The sequence below is a fragment of the Lentilactobacillus kefiri genome, from assembly GCF_007989105.1.
GTDB classification, from domain to species: Bacteria; Bacillota; Bacilli; order Lactobacillales; family Lactobacillaceae; genus Lentilactobacillus; species Lentilactobacillus kefiri.
Genome location: NZ_BJVK01000002.1, coordinates 158,248 through 174,338, shown reverse-complemented (window position 1 = coordinate 174,338; position 16,091 = coordinate 158,248). Strand labels below are relative to the sequence as shown.

The following is a 16,091-nucleotide window of genomic DNA, read 5'->3' as shown; positions in this document are numbered from 1 at the left end:
CCTTATAAAAGATAGAACTATCTTTTGTCAATATTGAAAAATACATTATTTTCAAGTAATCTATAGCTATGAAGAAGAAAGATTTAACTAAAAAACAAAAAATTTTAGATGCAACCGTTGAAATTATTATTCGTGATGGATCCGCAGCTATTTCAACTACTAAAGTTGCCAAAAAAGTAGGCATTTCCCAATCAAACATTTACCTATATTTTAAAGATAAGCGTGCTTTGCTAGATGGTGTATATCTCCGTGAAATTGCACGATTGGAACAAACACCGGAAATGAAAATAGTCTTGAATCCTGATGAAGATATACGGATCAGATGTTTCACATACCTCAAGTCGATGTATGATTTCTCTCTGCAAAATCCTCATAGTTTATACGTTTTGGAACAAATTAAGCTTCTCAGCAAAGGTGCACCGGATTACTTGTCCCATCTAGTTGGTTCTAACAATCCGATTGAGGAACTCTTTAATGCAGGTATCAAGGCCGGTGTCCTGCGAAAGATTGACCGTAGGTTAACTATGACGGTTATTTTCAGTGTCATTGAGAAACACACTGAAAATCTGCAAAATGGTGTGTATACTGAATCAGACGTTCCATTTGAAACAGTAAGCCAAATGATCTGGGCAGCATTAGCGATAGTTCCTTACCCTAAAGATTTGCTGTCCAAGTGATGTAACATTTCTCTTGGAAAGTTCACTTGGTAACCTGGATTTAGTTTGGAATGTTGCCGTCCACTCCTACCCAATTCAATATCAAAACACAAACCAGTTCATCCTCGAACTGGTTTTTATAACTCAAACTCAAAGATTCATTTTTGAACATTCTTTGTATTCCTATGTTATTATACTGATGAATCATTTCATGTGGAAAGAAGACATACAATATGGATGAGACAAAGAAACTGCAAATATTGAGTGATTTGGTAAGTATCCAATCTGTCAATGGTCACGAACGGCCGGTTGCCGAATATCTGAAGACCTTATTTGATAAAGCTGGGATTAAAAATCAAATTCTGTCATTTCCAGACGATCCCGACCGCGCAAACTTTGTGGCTGAATTAGGTTCCGGAAAGCCAATTCTGGCGATTTCCGGGCATATGGATGTTGTGAGTGTCAGTGCCGATAACTGGAAAACCGATCCATTTAAACTAACTAAAAAAGGCGACAAACTATACGGGCGTGGCTCCACTGATATGAAGAGCGGTTTGGCAGCCATGGTCATTGCCATGCTTGAACTTAAAGCAAGCGGCAAGCAAATTAACGGTACCATCCGATTATTGGCAACGGCTGGTGAAGAGATTGGTCAGCCTGGCGCCGAACTGTTGCAAAAGCAAGGTTATATTGATGATATCGATGGTCTCCTAATCGGTGAACCATCAGCTAACCGAGCAGTATTTGCCAACGATGGCGAGCTTGATATTTCAATCTTGTCTCATGGAAAGACTGCTCACAGTTCAACACCAGCAGCCGGAAACAATGCCGTAGAACATTTGTTGGACGTATTGGAACAAATCCGTCACCGCATGACTGAATTGATGGAAAACACGTCGAATAAAGTCCTTGGAAAAACAATTTTTAATGTTGATGTGTTAACTGGTGGCACTCAATATAACGCAATTCCAGCTGAAGCCGTTGCCGGCATTAACATTCGGACAATTCCGGAATTACCCAATCAAAAGATTCTCGACGAGATGCAAAAGATTATTGATCAATATAATCAACAGACAAATGGTGATATATCGTTAAAGGTCGATATGAACATCGTGCCAATTTTGGGCGATGAAAACTCAAAGTTGATCCGTTTGGTAAAGCAAATCGGAACACCATTTGTAAAGAGCGGAAAGATTCCCCCACAAGCTTCAGACCAACACGATAACCCGATCATGCCGTTTTCACTTACCGGCATTGATACATTAGGCGCTTCTGGTGGGACTGATGCTTCTAAGTTCCTGGTGAATGATTCTTTGGGAGCAAACTTTGTGGTCTTTGGCCCCGGTAATGATAATTCGCATCAAGATAACGAATTCGTCAGCCAACAGATGTATCTGAGCTTCATTGATATTTATGAACAATTGTTGACTGCCTATTCTGCATCATAAACCTCTAAGTGCAAATGGTTGTCGCAACTTGGCAGGCCCATTAGAATAGCACAAGATACACTTATAGGAGGATCATTCAATGTCATTAACAGATACGTATACGTTGTATAACGGCGCCAAAATTCCTCAGGTGGGCCTTGGAACTTGGCAATTAACTGGCAACGAAGGTTATCATTCCGTCTTAGCCGCCCTCGATGCCGGTTATCGCCACATCGACACGGCGGCTGATTACGGCAACGAAAAACAAGTTGGTCAAGCTATTAAGGATAGTGGTATTCCCCGTGAGAATTTATTTATCACTACCAAATTGGGAAACAACGACCATGGTTATGAAGCTACCAAAGAGGCATTTGGCAAATCACTCGAGAATCTGGGCCTCGACTACGTGGATCTATATTTGACCCACTGGCCAAACCCCATCATGTTCCGGAACAATTGGCAAAAGAACAATGCTGAAACTTGGCGGGCAATGGAAGAATTCTATGATCACGGAATGGCCAAAGCAATCGGCGTTTCCAATTTCATGCCAAAACATTTGGACGCACTGCTGAAAACAGCTAAAGTCAAACCAATGGTCAATCAGATATTTGTCAATCCATCAGACATGCAGCCTGCGACTGTCGAATACAACGATGATCACGATATTTTGACCGAGGCTTACAGCCCACTTGGCACTGGTGGTGTCTTCAAGATTCCGGAGCTTGAACCAATTGCCAGAAAATACGGCAAGACACCGGCCCAAGTAGTTCTCCGTTGGTCACTTCAACATGGATTCCTACCACTGCCAAAGTCAGTTCACGAAAAACATCTCAAGGAAAATGCAGATATTTTTGATTTCAACCTGTCGAGCCCCGACATAAAGACCATCAATGGCTTCCATGGCAAGTTTGGTTTGGCAACTGATCCGGATACCGTTCCTTGGTAAAATCACGTTTTTTCCAGAATGGAGAAAACGGCGTTCTTATTGATATCATGTAAAAATGACTCCCTGCGATTAATTGTCGGGAGTCATTTTTAAAGGAGAGATGCTAAATGTTTTATTATCTATGCGCTGCATGGACCACAATCAGCGCAGCAGTTAGTCTAGGATTTTCCATCCAAGCGTACACAAAAGCAAAGCCTCAATACAATGAGGCGCGTACCAATGCAAAATACGCCATATCAAGAAGTTTTGCATTGTTCATATTAAGCTTGGGATTATTTGTGTTTACCTCTGAACCATATTTAGTTGCCTTAACAACAATCATGATACTAGTCCAATTGTTTGACGGAATTATCGGAATCAAAATCAACTTACTTAAAACATTAGGGCCACTACTGACTGCATTTGGAAACTTCTACGTGCTAGTCGTTTTTTTGCTAAACGACTAACCATCACGAATCCTGGATTGTTGTTTCATCCACTTTTGATTTGGTACACCCCCATCCTGCAGACCTAAAAGTATTACTAATCAAAGCGAGACATTTTGATGAAGATGGAGTTAACTTTTAAATTTTAGAAACACAAAAAGCCGCCAATCTCTCAGCGACTTTCCTTATCAAACTCGATTCAATTCACTTATGCGTCCCCCGAGAGTCGAACTCGGATCATGAGGACCGAAATCTCATGTGCTATCCATTACACTAAGGACGCCTTACATCATTTAATTATAGCGTTTTTTGCATATTAATACAACCGGCAACCTTATGAAAATTCTGCAGCAGCTTTGTCGGCTTGGTCTTCCAAGTACCACATGAGTTTGTTACCGTCTTTTTTAAAGTCATCTTCAAATGAATCACCCATTGGTGGAATCGACTTCAGTAACTCATGGTGCACACTCTTAATCTGAATTTCTTTGCCAACTAATTCACCGGTATCGTAATGGCCTTCTTCGGCTTCATCCAAATAACCTTGAAAAGCATCTTCAATAACCTGCTTCATGAGTCCGTCCCTGGTTGTTTCCGGGTGACGGGCTTTTTCAATGGCAAATCGATCTTCAAACTCACTCATATTTTCTGGATAATCTAACGACATAATCGTACCTCCAACTTTTCTCTTACAACTATTATAAAGCAGGAAAATAAGAAATTACACGGATAATGTTTATGGAACTGCTAAACAGGCGCTTTGTACTTGCAATTAAGTTGCCAATAGCCCACCATATAGGGTGTAAACTACTTTCATCATTAATATGGGAGGTAATATGATGACACAATCAATTACAGTAGAACAATCACGGGAATTGGATGATAAAACCATCAACAAAATCGGTATTCCATCCATGGTTCTCATGGAACGGGCCGGATTAAAAATTTATCAAGATATGCTCGATAACAAGGAACTTAATTTAGACAATGTATTAATCTTAGCGGGAACTGGTAATAATGGCGGTGACGGCTTAGTCGTTGCCCGACTACTCGAAACCCACGGCTACAAGGTCTCAATCTTAACTGTCGGCAATCCTGACCACGCAAGCGAGGATCACAAGAAGCAAGCCCGCATTTGCGACTACTATCAGATTCCAAAGGTCTTCATGAATGCCAACTTTGATAAATACACAACCTTGGTCGATGCCTTATTTGGCAGTGGTTTATCCCGCAATGTGGGTGGCGATTTTGCGACCGTTATCGACAACGCAAATGGATCCGCACCAAAGATTCATGCAATCGACATTCCATCCGGCTTGAACGGGGACACCGGTGAAGTAATGGGAACCGCCATCAAGGCAGCCTCAACTTCAACCATCGCATATCCAAAGGTCGGCATGCTCAAAGATGAAGCTAAACCGTACACCGGTAAAATTTATGTGGACGATATTGGCATTTATCGTGGAAATACATTTGAAAATGCATAATTATTAATATATTATTTACTTAACTAGAATTCTCTAATACTAGCGGAGGTGCCCTCATGACTGATAAGAAAACGCAAGGCTACATTAACGTCCACGATGTTGATCCAGACATCATTGTTGACTTGAAGTACGCGACAACTGATAATTTTACCCATCAGGTTGTCTATGATTTTGACCAGGCAATTTCTCGAATCGATACCGTTCACAAGCTTGCCAAAGCAAGTAAGGACCTCAAGAGTCAAGGGTACCGAATCAAAATTTGGGACGCCTACCGGCCAACTTATGCGCAAAAGCGGCTGTTTGAAGTTTACCCCGACCCAATCTGGGTTGCCGAACCGGATCCAAACTTCAGTCACCAAAAAGGGGTTACCTTTGACCTCACATTAACTGATTTGAATGGAAACGACATCGAGATGCCGACAACATTTGATGATTTTGACGGCCGGGCCAAGCGAAGCGAAAAAGCGTCATGGACACCGACAGCCCAAAAGAACTACGATATTCTTAACGAAGCAATGAAAAAAGCCGGTTTTGACGGTTATGAGAATGAATGGTGGGATTTCCGCGATTCAGAGATGGACGAATTCGGTCCATTAGAGGTTGATCCAAAAGATTACTAAATTGAGATAGTGGGAGTAATGATATGAGAGTTGGAATTATTGGAGCTGGTCCACGGGGGATCTTAGTGACCTCCCAGTTGTTTAATCAGTACAAGTATCACAGTGAGCAAACCGAACCATTGTCAATCACGCTGTTTGACCCAATGGGCATTGGCGGCCGGGTTTGGCGAACCGACCAATCAGATGAATTGATCATGAACAGTGCAGCTGACCAAATTACGTTATTTACGGATTCATCAGTTGATATGTCGAGCAAAGTCTACGATGGCCCTTCTTTGTTTGAATGGGCAAGAAGTGACGAGGCTAATTCGTACCTCGCCAACAACGGATATTCATCCGACATCATCGCTGCAGCTGCTCAACTCAAGATTAACGGCTATGCCCCCCGAGTTTTATTTGGTGCCTACATCAAGTGGTTCTATGCTGACCTGTTAAGTCAACAGCCAACCGAAATTTCAACTTCATTGATGAAAGCCCAAGTGACTGATTTGTCATATGATGACGACCACAAACCGGTTATCAAGACAGATGAAGGCACCTACACTTTCGACAAAGTTGTCATGAGCCTCGGTCAACAAGACAACTACCTCAACGATGATGAACAAAAGCTTGCGGAATACGCCCAGAAAAATGCGTTGAATTACGTTGCCCCAACTCATCCCGGTGATGCCGATTTAAGCGGTGTCCCAGCTGGTGAACCGACAATTGTCCGTGGCCTGGGTCTGAGCTTTATCGACTATGTCACTGAGCTGACTCTCGGCCGTGGCGGCCACTACATGCAAAATGAAGATGGCAGTCTGTTCTATCAACCATCCGGCAGAGAGCCGCGAATTATTGCGGGCTCTGGACGTGGCATCCCCTATTACCCAAAGCCAATCAACGAAAAAGGTTATGGCGAAACCGCATCACCAAAATTCCTGACTAAAGAAAATATCAAAAAGAATTCTAAGGACGGCAAGCTGCCATTTGATAAATTCATGGACCTGCTTTTGTCTGACTTGGAGCTGGTTTATTACAAACTGACGATTAATGACAAATACCCATATGAAAATTCCAATGAATTCGAAAAAGCCTTTATCAGCAATCCTGATAAGGATGCCGTTCTCAAACAATTTGGCTTCCAAGAAGAGGATGCATTTGAATGGGACTACATTATCAATCCGTTCAAAGACGTTCACGCGGTTGGAACTGAGGATTATCAAACCGTTATTATCAATTGGCTGAATGGTGAAATCAAGGACTCTCTCAAGGGTTCCAAGACCGGTCCTCTGGCAGCTGCCAGAGACTTACTGCGGGACTTCCGACCCGTATTCCGGCAAATGATCGTTGACGACTGCTTCACTAATCAGGACTACGTTGAAAAGTTCCTGGGTAATTTGGACTCAGTCATCAACTTCTTAATCATGGGACCACCCGTTGTTCGGAGCAAACAATTATCCGCATTAATTCGCAGTGGTGTTGTAACTATTTTGGCACCCGGCATGCAGGTAAAGGGCCAGGATGGCTGGTTCGTAACTGCCTCACCAAAACGAAATACGGATAAGTTCCGATCAACGACCTTGATTGAAGCCCGGGTACCAAAGGCCAACCTTGGTATCACGGCAAACCCAATTCTGGAAAGCTTGGTTAACGCCCAACTTGCCCGTTCTCATCAACTAAAAATTGGTGACAAGGACGTTGATATCCATGCAGTGGATGTTAATCCAAGCACTGACCAATTGTTGGATGCCGGTGGCAACGTTCAATCAAACGTCTATCTCTGGGGCTCATCACTTGATGGACTGCGGTACGTAACGAATGCCGCCCCACGGCCAGGCGTCAATGACACCAACCTCCAGACAGCTGATAAATTAGCTGCGGAAGTGTTGGGGTTACCGACTGCAAATGATGTTGCAATGGATTAAATAAAATATTTGTCTTTCTAAACGGCACAGACTCGAAGTTCTATCGAGTCTGTGCCGTTTAACTTTATCTAATCCCTTGTTTAAACAAAAAGAGCACCACCTTTTGGCGATGCTCACGGGTTGCCGTTATTACGATTAAACAATCGTAACTTTGAGTCCCCCAGTTTCAGTAATTCAGTTTGCAATTATGAAAACTATATCAGTAATATCTCAATTAGTTGTCTGGATAAACAATGTCATAGTATGCCTTAACCGGAGTCCCGATTGTTCCGGAATCAGTTGTATTAATCTGATACTCAACTTTGTTCCAGTCAGCCAATGACCCAATATATTCAGGTTGAGTGCTGTCGCTACTTAATCCCGGGTAGTTTGGCGAAACGAGGGATTTCAGTGCGGTTCCTTGAATATATGACATCAATTGTTTCTCAGTGAATTTGTTACCAGGTGTTCCGACAAATCCTTTAAAGTTCTGATTCTTAAGCCTGTATTGGGTTTTAGCCTGGGTTTCAAGCTTGGCATCGATAGATTTAGCAGCTTCTGTTCTTTGGATATATGGATCGGTATCTGGGAAGTTATTCTTAAGCCCCTCGAGCCAATCATGAACGATATTCGGATTAGTATCGATATCCGATGGAGAAACTTTAATGGTGTTATTTGTCGGTGAGGCCTGCCCCTTGGCAGGATGATCAACGTACACTGCGTCTTTCGGAAGTGTATAGACAATCTTCGTATCTGGATAGCCGTCCTTGACCGGTGTCAACAGATGTCTGGTTTCATTGGATTGACCAATCTGACCAGCGTATGGAAGAATTGTACTGAACTTGTCCGTTGTTGGTAAGACTTTGTTTCCACCGCCATTACCATTACTGTTATTGTTACTGCCGCCACCGTTGTAATTGATCTTATTAACCACAACGTTCACGGAATAGCCAAATTTGGTGGCCCCAATATCTGCCAATTGAGCTGGGCTTAGATTATTAAGCTCATACTGGGTGCCTGCCAAAGCATTCTTAATTTGAGCAGTAATGTTTGTTTGATCCTCTGAGCTAATTGTCCAAGTATTGTTGGCAAACGTCCCGAAGAACGTTCCTCTCTGGGCACCGTCTCTGGTATACGCAAACGTCTTGACAACAATCGAGTGATTATCCGGATCGACCAAATTGATTTGAATGGCATTATCCGCAATTGGATTTTGGACGGTCATCTTTAACCCACTCATCAGAATCCACCCAGCTGCAGGTGAATTGGCGTTATTGATATCATAAATGTGAACCCATCGATCATTTTCACGAGTTCGGTTACCAACCTTGTCAATTTTAAAGATCTTATCCGCATATGGCGTTGAGTCAGTGATTGCCCGGCCAATCTTATACTGCGTATATAGTGGCTGTTTGTATGTGACTGTTTTGCCATCATTCGCAGTTCCAGGATTTGCCAGCTTATAGTTGGCATTTAATTGGTCCTGACTCAAAGTATCAATGGTATTGATGTCGAAGGTCTTAAATTGATCCAGACCACCTGCAAATTCTCCAATACTCTTACCACCATAAATCCAGCCACGATACTGTTTATCAAAGGTAACAACTTTAAAATAAACCGACCCGCGGCTAGTTGTCGCAACTCGATAAGCTCGGACATTATTTGTTGAAAGGCTTGAGTTTGCTAATCCGCTCAAAGTCGCTGTGGAAGCAACTTTCTTAGCTCCACGCAAAGTCCCCGCTTTGGTGAAGAGCGCGTTATCTCCCGTGAACGTGACGTTTCGACTCTGCGGCAGAGTACGCAGTGCTTTGTTCGACGTTACCTTTACACGCGACTTGGCACTGGCACTTTGAGCGCCAAGACCCCCAACTGCAGCAACGAATCCTAATACAGCAACAGAAACAAACAAAGACTTCTTGAGATCTAATTGCATATATATCCCTCCTTAGGTAACTATTCCATATCTGTACATTAATATGAACAAATTCATTATAGTTTCAGAGGAATCATTATACAACCCCTTTTTAAGCCTTCGTCACATCCTGTAGCCGATCGTTAATATTTTCAAAATAAAAAGCCAGCGAAGAATGTTTGAGATTTCTTCGTTGGCTTAACTTTGTTTTGTTCTATTGACTCTAAGGACAGCAAATAAACTCAGATTCTGAGGCTTGAGTTCTCATGTTATTTTGAGGGCCAGGCTGCTCTGAGGACGGCTCCGACAACCCTGCTTCCTGCATCTAAGCAAAACAATTGGAAGAAAACAAGAAACGTTTTCTCCCAATTATTCCGACTTAGCTTCCAGAAGCACCCGGGCTTAGTCGCCCACTACATCCATAAACGACTTATCCGGTATTCTGATTAAACTGAATCGGTCGGCTTGTCTGCCCGCATGTAATCCGATTCCGTTGAACAAATTCTTCTTATACGTGGTTGTTACCGTCGCAACCCACGCTTTTTGATATCTGGTATCCAAATGGTTCAGCCACTCTTTATTCCATTTGTAGGTTTCGGCTTGAATATTCAAGTTGCTCTTACCATAAACCACAGTGGCATTTGTACTGTTTACCAAATACTTACCGCCATCAACGTAAAACGTATAGTTTTGAATTGGCTTTCGTCCCGTTCCGTTTTGGACCGTTACATAATCAGACTGGTCGTCACGGTAACGAATGATCAACGGTTTATACGTATAACTGGTAGTAATCCGGCTTTGATCCATCTTTTTGACATCCAGGAAAAATGTTGAATAAGACATTCCCCATAAGAACAGCAAAAAGGCAGCCAATTCACCAAAGGAAATCCAAAAATTACGCCAGGTGAAACTCTTTTTTTCAGTCACGATTAACCGCAGGCGACGTGCCCGCATATCGTGAATAATATATGCAAAATAAACAATTAGGAGCAGCCATAAAGCCATTCCCACTAAATTCCAGGCGGATTTCATAATCATTCCCCTTTTTACCTATTTGTTATTTCAAGTTTACACTAATTTATTCTCGAGTGCGAGTCAGACCAGCCACAATCCGTTGTTAAATTTGCCAACCCATCGATTTCAGATCAACAAATCCAGCGAAATAGCCGGCAGCCATCACTCACAAAAATCGTGTTATATTTGATGTATAAATAATGAACTAAAAATCAGTCAACGAGGTGACTCATATGTGCACCAGCTTAACATTGGAAACATTAAATGAACACGTCTTACTTGCCCGCACCATGGACTTCCCGGTCAAGGCGGCTTGGAAGCCGGTCTTAATTAATCAGCCCAATTATGAAACCGCTTTATCAGGGACCCGACCAATCAAATATCCTTATATTGGTGGTGGCCGGACCGAAGAAAACAACAATATTTTGGTGGCCGACGGCGTCAATACCCAGGGGCTAAGCTGTGCCGAATTGATGTTTCCGCTTAAAGCCCATTACTTGGATAAAGAGGTCGAAGGCAAGCTCAACTTAACTCCCCAAGATTTCTTACCGTGGGTTCTTGGGGAACACGCTTCTCTTGAAGACGTCAAAGCCGACCTTGATAATATCGCTTTAATCGGCAAATATTGGCTTGCCGGCCGGGAAGTCTTTTCTTTTCACTGGATTCTCACCGATAAATCAGGCCAAACGCTGATCCTGGAACCAACGGTCAATGGCCTGGAAGTTATCGAAGACTCGATCGGGGTCATGACCAATTCGCCAACCTATCCGGAACATATGAACCGATTGGAAAAGAAGCTCGGTGTCACAGACAGCTCTGAACTGGTTGATAAAGCTCGACAGATTATTATGAGCCAACATTTACCAAAAGCCACCAACACGCCAACAACCCGGTTTCTGGTAGCCGCTGTCAACAAGCTTGGTGTTCAGGAAAGCCGGAATCAATTTGAAGCTCGAAACCGCCTGTTCAATGTCTTGGATGAAGTCGCCATCCCTTACAAACCGTCGATGAACGACCATCCGAATTTCAACTACACCCACTATATTTCTGTGCTGGACTCAACGGATCAGACTTACTACTTCAGGTATCACGACTCCGATCAGCTGCTGAGCTTCTCATTAAACGACTTAATTGATTTATACCCAAATACCAGCCGATTTTTAGCCTAAATACTCGTCAATCTTACGTTGAACACCGTCATCGTTATTCGAATAGTCGGTGACTTTTTCAACCTTTTGAAGTAAATCTGCTGCCGAGTTCTTCATGGCATAACCTTCTTTGGCAGCGTTGACCATTTCAAAGTCATTGCCGTTATCTCCAAAGGCGGCCACGTCATCAAGGCTTAATCCCCATGCGTCAAGCAGCATCTCAACGCCAGTCAGCTTGTCAGTTCCGTCGGCCATGATATCAAGGCCGTTCATTCCTGAAGAAATGGCATTTAACCGACCGCTGAACTTGTGGTTAAATTCGTCTTGGCGTTTAAGAACGCCGCCTTCTTCCCAGGTAACGTCAATTTTATAAATTGAATCAAATATCAACCGTAAGTCGGTCATTGACTGCATGTTTTCGTAGAAATATTTGGATGCTTGGAAACGATCTGAATCTTCCGGCAGGTTGCAGTATGTGCCGTTTCTGCCGACTAAAATAATTTCCGCACCGGCAAAGCTTGGTTCGCTGGTCATCCAATCCAAAGCCTTTTTTAAAATCAAATGATCAATAATTTCTTCGTGAACAATCACGCCACGTTCATCAATCACCAAAGCTCCGTTGTTACATACGTAGGAGATTGGTCCTTTAACATTCTTGAACAATCCCAACAGGTGCTGGTATTGATTACTGCTGGCCGAGATAAAGTGCATCCCTTTTTCACCCAGCTTATCCAATTGTTTTTGAAATTTGTCCTCATCAAAAGTTCCCTGATCGTTTAAAAAAGTTCCGTCCATGTCGCTTGCAATAACTTTCACCACAATGGCTCCTCCTAAATAATTCATATTTCGAAAATGGTTACAATTCTATTTTAAGGGAATAGTTTCGTTTGTAAATTAATTTTATATCTTGTATACTAAATTTGATCATACAACTATCTGGGGTGCCTTATTGGCTGAGAAAAACCCATCGAACCTGATCTGGACAATACCAGCGAAGGGAGCATGCTCCGTTGTATTTAGATGGATAAATTGCAATTAGATGATTTTCTGAGGCCAGGGCAAAACAACAGTTTTGTTCCTGGCCTCTTTGTGTGCTCAGCTATAAGGCTTTCCAGGATCGAATTGATCAAAATTTTATTTGGAGGTCTTGTTATGGATAACAAGAGTCAAGCAACCGGCGGCAAAAAGCAAAGCCAATGGACGCTTAGAAACATTATTTTGATTGCATTAATTGCTATTTTTACTGGTATTATTTTTTGGGGAGCCGGCTTCCTGTACACCGGTCTGACCGTTGTTCTTACCCCAATTGGAATGGCTCCGTTTGCCAATGACCTCTTAATGGGTCTCTGGTGCATGGCCGGCCCACTGACAGGATTTATTATTCGGACATTCGGTTCAGCCTTTCTTGGTGAGTTCTTGGGAGCTTCCGTTGAAGTCTTTCTTGGCGGCCAATGGGGTGCTGGTGCCTTTATCTCAGGCTTGGTTCAAGGGATTGCCTCTGAACTTGGGTTTACCTTCACCGGCTACAAACGTTATGACTGGGTTGGTTTAAACGCCTCAATCTTCACAACGGTTGTTGTCACTTTCGCCTGGGACATGATTCGTAATGGTTACGATAAATTCAGTTTACCGCTTCTCTTAGGTTTATTTGTTACCCGTTATATCTCAACCTTCATCTTTGCCGGCGTTTTGACTAAGATGATTGTTAAATTGTTGGATCGTAGTAAAGCAATCAACTTGTAATAATAGGGGCTTTGATTATGACTGATGTTTCGATTAACCATTTCACTTTCCATTATCCGGATAGTGACGTTAAGGTATTGAACGATATTAATATCACATTCAAAAGTCATCACTTCTCACTGCTTTCCGGCCCTTCAGGAAGCGGCAAATCAACATTGCTGTATTTCATTGCGGGACTTTATCCGCATTTTAGCGGCATCGATGCCGTCGGTGACATTAAGTTTGGCGATACCAACATTAAGGATATTCCGCGACAAGATGTCAGTAAGTCGGTCGCAATGATGTTCCAGAATCCCAATCAGCAGTTCGCCATGGATACGGTCATTCATGAAATGACGTTTGTATTGGAAAACTTGCGAATTGAACCGGCTAAAATGAAAGATATCATTACCCACGCATTGGAATTTTGTGACATCCAAAAGCTCCGCTCACGGGTCATCAACACCCTGTCCGGCGGTGAAAAGCAGAAAGTTGCACTGGCTTGTATCGTTGCCATGGATCCGCAGGTCACCGTGTTGGATGAACCGTTTGCCAGCATCGATCCCGGTTCACGAGTGGATTTGATCAACAAATTAAAGATTTTACAGGAAAAACACGGTAAGACCATTATCTTGGCTGATCATGATTTAACCAGCTATCAGAATTTGGTTGATGAATTCTATTATTTGGATCCTGATACTCATAAAATCAGCCTTTTGGATGGTGAACGTGCCGAACACTTCTTCAAGAATTTTGAATCAACTCAAACGATTAACAAGAAAGTTGCCATTCCCTCCGGTGATGAAAATGCCATTATCAAAATTAATGATTTCAAATTGCTGCCTCACCATTCCCTATTGTTGAAGCTGGCACACTTTGATTTCTATAAACAAAAAACGACTTTGATAACCGGTGCCAACGGAATTGGTAAGTCGACGCTGTTTAATGCGCTGACCAAATTGTTGCCGTATGAAGGCACAATTGCATTTGACGGCAAGGACATCAAGAAGATCCGCCCGCTGCCCTATGCCAAGCATGTCACGCTGCTTTTCCAAGATGCTGAAAATCAATTTTTGAATATCACTGTCAAAGAAGAGTTGGATCTTTCACTGGCTAATCGAACCAACACCGATTATTCACAGGCGGACGTGGACGACATGCTGAACAAGTTGGACATGGCCGGAAAAGACGACCGGATTGTCTACTCGTTAAGTGAAGGTCAAAAGAAGAAGCTTCAGATTATCGAAATGTTAATCATGAATCCACCGGTATTACTGATGGACGAACCATTCAAAGGACTGGACTACCATTCGTTGGAAGTCGTTGTTGGCTTTTTAAACCGGGCCAAACATGACTTCCACCAAACTCAGATTGTGATCTCACATCAATTGTCCGGTCTGGATACCCTGATTGATTATCATGCGACGTTCAAAAATCAAAATCTGGCTTACCAGGAGGTTATCAAATGAATCCTGGAATGAAATTATTACTCGTTATGTTAATTGCTTTGGAGATTTCATTTACCCAAAGCCTGGTTGTTAACTGCATCCTGATTGCAGTGAGTCTGGTCTATATTCTGACCCAACACGTTAGTATGAAAGCCCTCTTTGGGATTATCTTCTGGCCACTGTTCCCAGCGGTTGGACTGTTCGTATCTCAATGGCTGTATGGTAGTGCTGGGATTCATTTTGCCTGGATCCTGTTCACCCGGATCTACGGATATGTATTTTTGGGTGCCACCTTCACGCTAACCAGCAGTATCACCGACCTGTCACTCACTTTGGAACAGGATTTTCACCTGCCTTCCAAATTTGCCTATGGGGTTCTGGCCGCATTTAACTTGATGCCAAAGATTGTTGAAGAAGTCCAGATCATCAAGACCTCAGCGCTCATGCGTGGAGAGGCCCTGCACTTCTGGTCACCGAAGCTGTACTTTAAATCAATCTTGTCATCAATCCAATGGTCACAGAACCTTGCCGAGGCGATGACCTCTCACGGCTTTGTCGAAGATTATCCTCGGACCCACTATAAAGTCATTCGAATTACAGCACTTGACTGGATATTGTTTGTTGTCCTATTCATCATTGTTCAAGTCCTGCTGTTCTTTATTCGATACTAAACGCTGATATTCCAACATTTCACTTTTTGACTTATAATTAAGTAAGAGAATGAAAATTGGAAGAAGGCGTTTTTTTATGCGGGCAAATCAATTTGCATTTGCATTTGGTATTTTTTCTTTAGTCGTTGGACTTATTGTTGATATTTATGGGTTAGTGACCCAATTTGGCTCGCTTGACAGCGCCAAAGTTGTCTTGATCGGATCAATCATTTTGGCAATTGGTCTGGCATTCTTATCCCTGCCCAATCGTTGGGAAAGATACACTGGCCAGATTGTCATCGGATTAGGGCTTCTGTACTACTTTTATATTCAGACAGATAAATTATGGGTTTCGATTGTGATTGCCTTAATTGCCATGGCATTAATGGAATATGGGCTTAAACATCGTTAATCTGTGTCAAAATTTCAATTATTGGTATAATGGATTTAAGGACATCGTTGAATCACAAATTGATGGAGGAGAATGAGTATGGCAGAAAAATTTAGTACTTTAGCAGAAGAAATCATTAATTATCAAAAGAAGAACGATATGCCGGATACAGCGTTAGCATTTAATCTACACATATCTGTTGAACGCCTCCACAACATTAAATCAATGGAGTCACAACCAACTCCGGATGAAAAGCGAACGATTGAGCAGTTTGTAAGATAAAAGCAGAGTGCGACGAGACTCGGGAGATGCGGTTTCTAAGAGTGCTTTGACTGAAGTCCGTGGTCTTGGGGCTCTAGTTAAAG

General features: G+C 42.5%; 17 protein-coding genes, 1 tRNA gene and 1 riboswitch. Of the genes, 13 read left to right on the top strand and 5 right to left on the bottom strand.

The window, feature by feature from the left end:
- Nucleotides 1-68 precede the first annotated feature (68 nt).
- The 4 genes from LKE01_RS01675 to LKE01_RS01660 all read left to right on the top strand — a co-directional run bounded on the left by LKE01_RS01675 (nt 69) and on the right by LKE01_RS01660 (nt 3,475).
- The gene (locus LKE01_RS01675; RefSeq protein WP_056980879.1) at nt 69-677 is read left to right on the top strand and encodes a TetR/AcrR family transcriptional regulator; all 609 of its coding nucleotides are present in this window, start codon (nt 69-71) and stop codon (nt 675-677) included.
- Between the two features lie 212 nt (nt 678-889).
- The gene (locus LKE01_RS01670) at nt 890-2,104 is read left to right on the top strand and encodes an ArgE/DapE family deacylase (RefSeq protein WP_056980880.1); all 1,215 of its coding nucleotides are present in this window, start codon (nt 890-892) and stop codon (nt 2,102-2,104) included.
- Between the two features lie 79 nt (nt 2,105-2,183).
- A complete protein-coding gene (locus LKE01_RS01665) occupies nt 2,184-3,029 on the top strand; it encodes an aldo/keto reductase (protein WP_056980881.1) in 846 nt (281 codons plus the stop codon).
- 107 nt (nt 3,030-3,136) lie between these two features.
- Nucleotides 3,137-3,475: a hypothetical protein gene (locus LKE01_RS01660; RefSeq protein ID WP_054769603.1), complete on the top strand. Its 339-nt coding sequence runs from the start codon at nt 3,137-3,139 to the stop codon at nt 3,473-3,475.
- 190 nt (nt 3,476-3,665) lie between these two features.
- On the opposite strand, the gene LKE01_RS01655 is transcribed toward LKE01_RS01660, so the two are convergent.
- Both LKE01_RS01655 and LKE01_RS01650 read right to left on the bottom strand, forming a co-directional pair.
- A tRNA-Arg gene (locus LKE01_RS01655) sits at nt 3,666-3,737 on the bottom strand.
- Between the two features lie 51 nt (nt 3,738-3,788).
- Nucleotides 3,789-4,118 (bottom strand): hypothetical protein, encoded by a 330-nt coding sequence (locus LKE01_RS01650; protein ID WP_054769604.1) that lies wholly within the window; start codon nt 4,116-4,118, stop codon nt 3,789-3,791.
- A gap of 172 nt (nt 4,119-4,290) precedes the next feature.
- Between LKE01_RS01650 and LKE01_RS01645 the strand changes: the two genes are divergently transcribed.
- Genes LKE01_RS01645 through LKE01_RS01635 form a run of 3 tightly spaced genes read left to right on the top strand, consistent with a single transcriptional unit; the run spans nt 4,291 to nt 7,462 of the window.
- On the top strand, nt 4,291-4,938 hold the full coding sequence (locus tag LKE01_RS01645) for an NAD(P)H-hydrate epimerase (protein WP_056980882.1): 648 nt from the start codon (nt 4,291-4,293) through the stop codon (nt 4,936-4,938).
- 56 nt (nt 4,939-4,994) lie between these two features.
- Nucleotides 4,995-5,558, top strand: a complete 564-nt coding sequence (locus LKE01_RS01640) for a M15 family metallopeptidase (protein ID WP_056980883.1) — start codon at nt 4,995-4,997, stop codon at nt 5,556-5,558.
- A gap of 23 nt (nt 5,559-5,581) precedes the next feature.
- Nucleotides 5,582-7,462 carry an FAD/NAD(P)-binding protein gene (locus LKE01_RS01635; RefSeq protein ID WP_056980884.1) on the top strand — a complete coding sequence of 627 codons (1,881 nt, stop codon included), beginning with the start codon at nt 5,582-5,584 and terminating at the stop codon, nt 7,460-7,462.
- A gap of 214 nt (nt 7,463-7,676) precedes the next feature.
- Here the strand turns inward: LKE01_RS01635 and LKE01_RS01630 are convergent, their stop codons facing one another.
- The gene (locus LKE01_RS01630; protein WP_082619672.1) at nt 7,677-9,374 is read right to left on the bottom strand and encodes a hypothetical protein; all 1,698 of its coding nucleotides are present in this window, start codon (nt 9,372-9,374) and stop codon (nt 7,677-7,679) included.
- A 381-nt stretch (nt 9,375-9,755) separates the two neighbouring features.
- Nucleotides 9,756-10,385, bottom strand: a complete 630-nt coding sequence (locus tag LKE01_RS01625) for an LVIS_2131 family protein (protein ID WP_056980885.1) — start codon at nt 10,383-10,385, stop codon at nt 9,756-9,758.
- A gap of 215 nt (nt 10,386-10,600) precedes the next feature.
- On the opposite strand from LKE01_RS01625, the gene LKE01_RS01620 reads away from it, so the two are divergent.
- Nucleotides 10,601-11,536, top strand: a complete 936-nt coding sequence (locus tag LKE01_RS01620) for a linear amide C-N hydrolase (protein ID WP_054769605.1) — start codon at nt 10,601-10,603, stop codon at nt 11,534-11,536.
- Here LKE01_RS01620 and LKE01_RS01615 read toward each other — a convergent pair.
- Complete coding sequence (locus LKE01_RS01615) at nt 11,528-12,334, bottom strand: Cof-type HAD-IIB family hydrolase (RefSeq protein ID WP_054769606.1); 807 nt, start codon at nt 12,332-12,334, stop codon at nt 11,528-11,530. The two genes, LKE01_RS01620 and LKE01_RS01615, sit on opposite strands and share 9 nt — an antisense overlap.
- Before the next feature lie 108 nt (nt 12,335-12,442).
- Nucleotides 12,443-12,532: riboswitch (TPP riboswitch) on the top strand.
- Between the two features lie 135 nt (nt 12,533-12,667).
- Here LKE01_RS01615 and LKE01_RS01610 point away from each other — a divergent pair.
- The 5 genes from LKE01_RS01610 to LKE01_RS01590 all read left to right on the top strand — a co-directional run bounded on the left by LKE01_RS01610 (nt 12,668) and on the right by LKE01_RS01590 (nt 16,008).
- Nucleotides 12,668-13,258: an ECF transporter S component gene (locus LKE01_RS01610; RefSeq protein WP_056980886.1), complete on the top strand. Its 591-nt coding sequence runs from the start codon at nt 12,668-12,670 to the stop codon at nt 13,256-13,258.
- 17 nt (nt 13,259-13,275) lie between these two features.
- Entirely contained in the window at nt 13,276-14,706 is a 1,431-nt protein-coding gene (locus LKE01_RS01605) for an ATP-binding cassette domain-containing protein (RefSeq protein WP_056980887.1), read from the top strand.
- On the top strand, nt 14,703-15,356 hold the full coding sequence (locus tag LKE01_RS01600) for an energy-coupling factor transporter transmembrane component T family protein (protein ID WP_056980888.1): 654 nt from the start codon (nt 14,703-14,705) through the stop codon (nt 15,354-15,356). Before LKE01_RS01605 ends, LKE01_RS01600 begins: the two co-directional genes overlap by 4 nt.
- A gap of 76 nt (nt 15,357-15,432) precedes the next feature.
- On the top strand, nt 15,433-15,747 hold the full coding sequence (locus LKE01_RS01595) for a hypothetical protein (protein ID WP_056980889.1): 315 nt from the start codon (nt 15,433-15,435) through the stop codon (nt 15,745-15,747).
- Between the two features lie 78 nt (nt 15,748-15,825).
- Complete coding sequence (locus LKE01_RS01590; protein WP_169790303.1) at nt 15,826-16,008, top strand: LBP_cg2779 family protein; 183 nt, start codon at nt 15,826-15,828, stop codon at nt 16,006-16,008.
- The last annotated feature ends 83 nt before the right edge of the window (nt 16,009-16,091 follow it).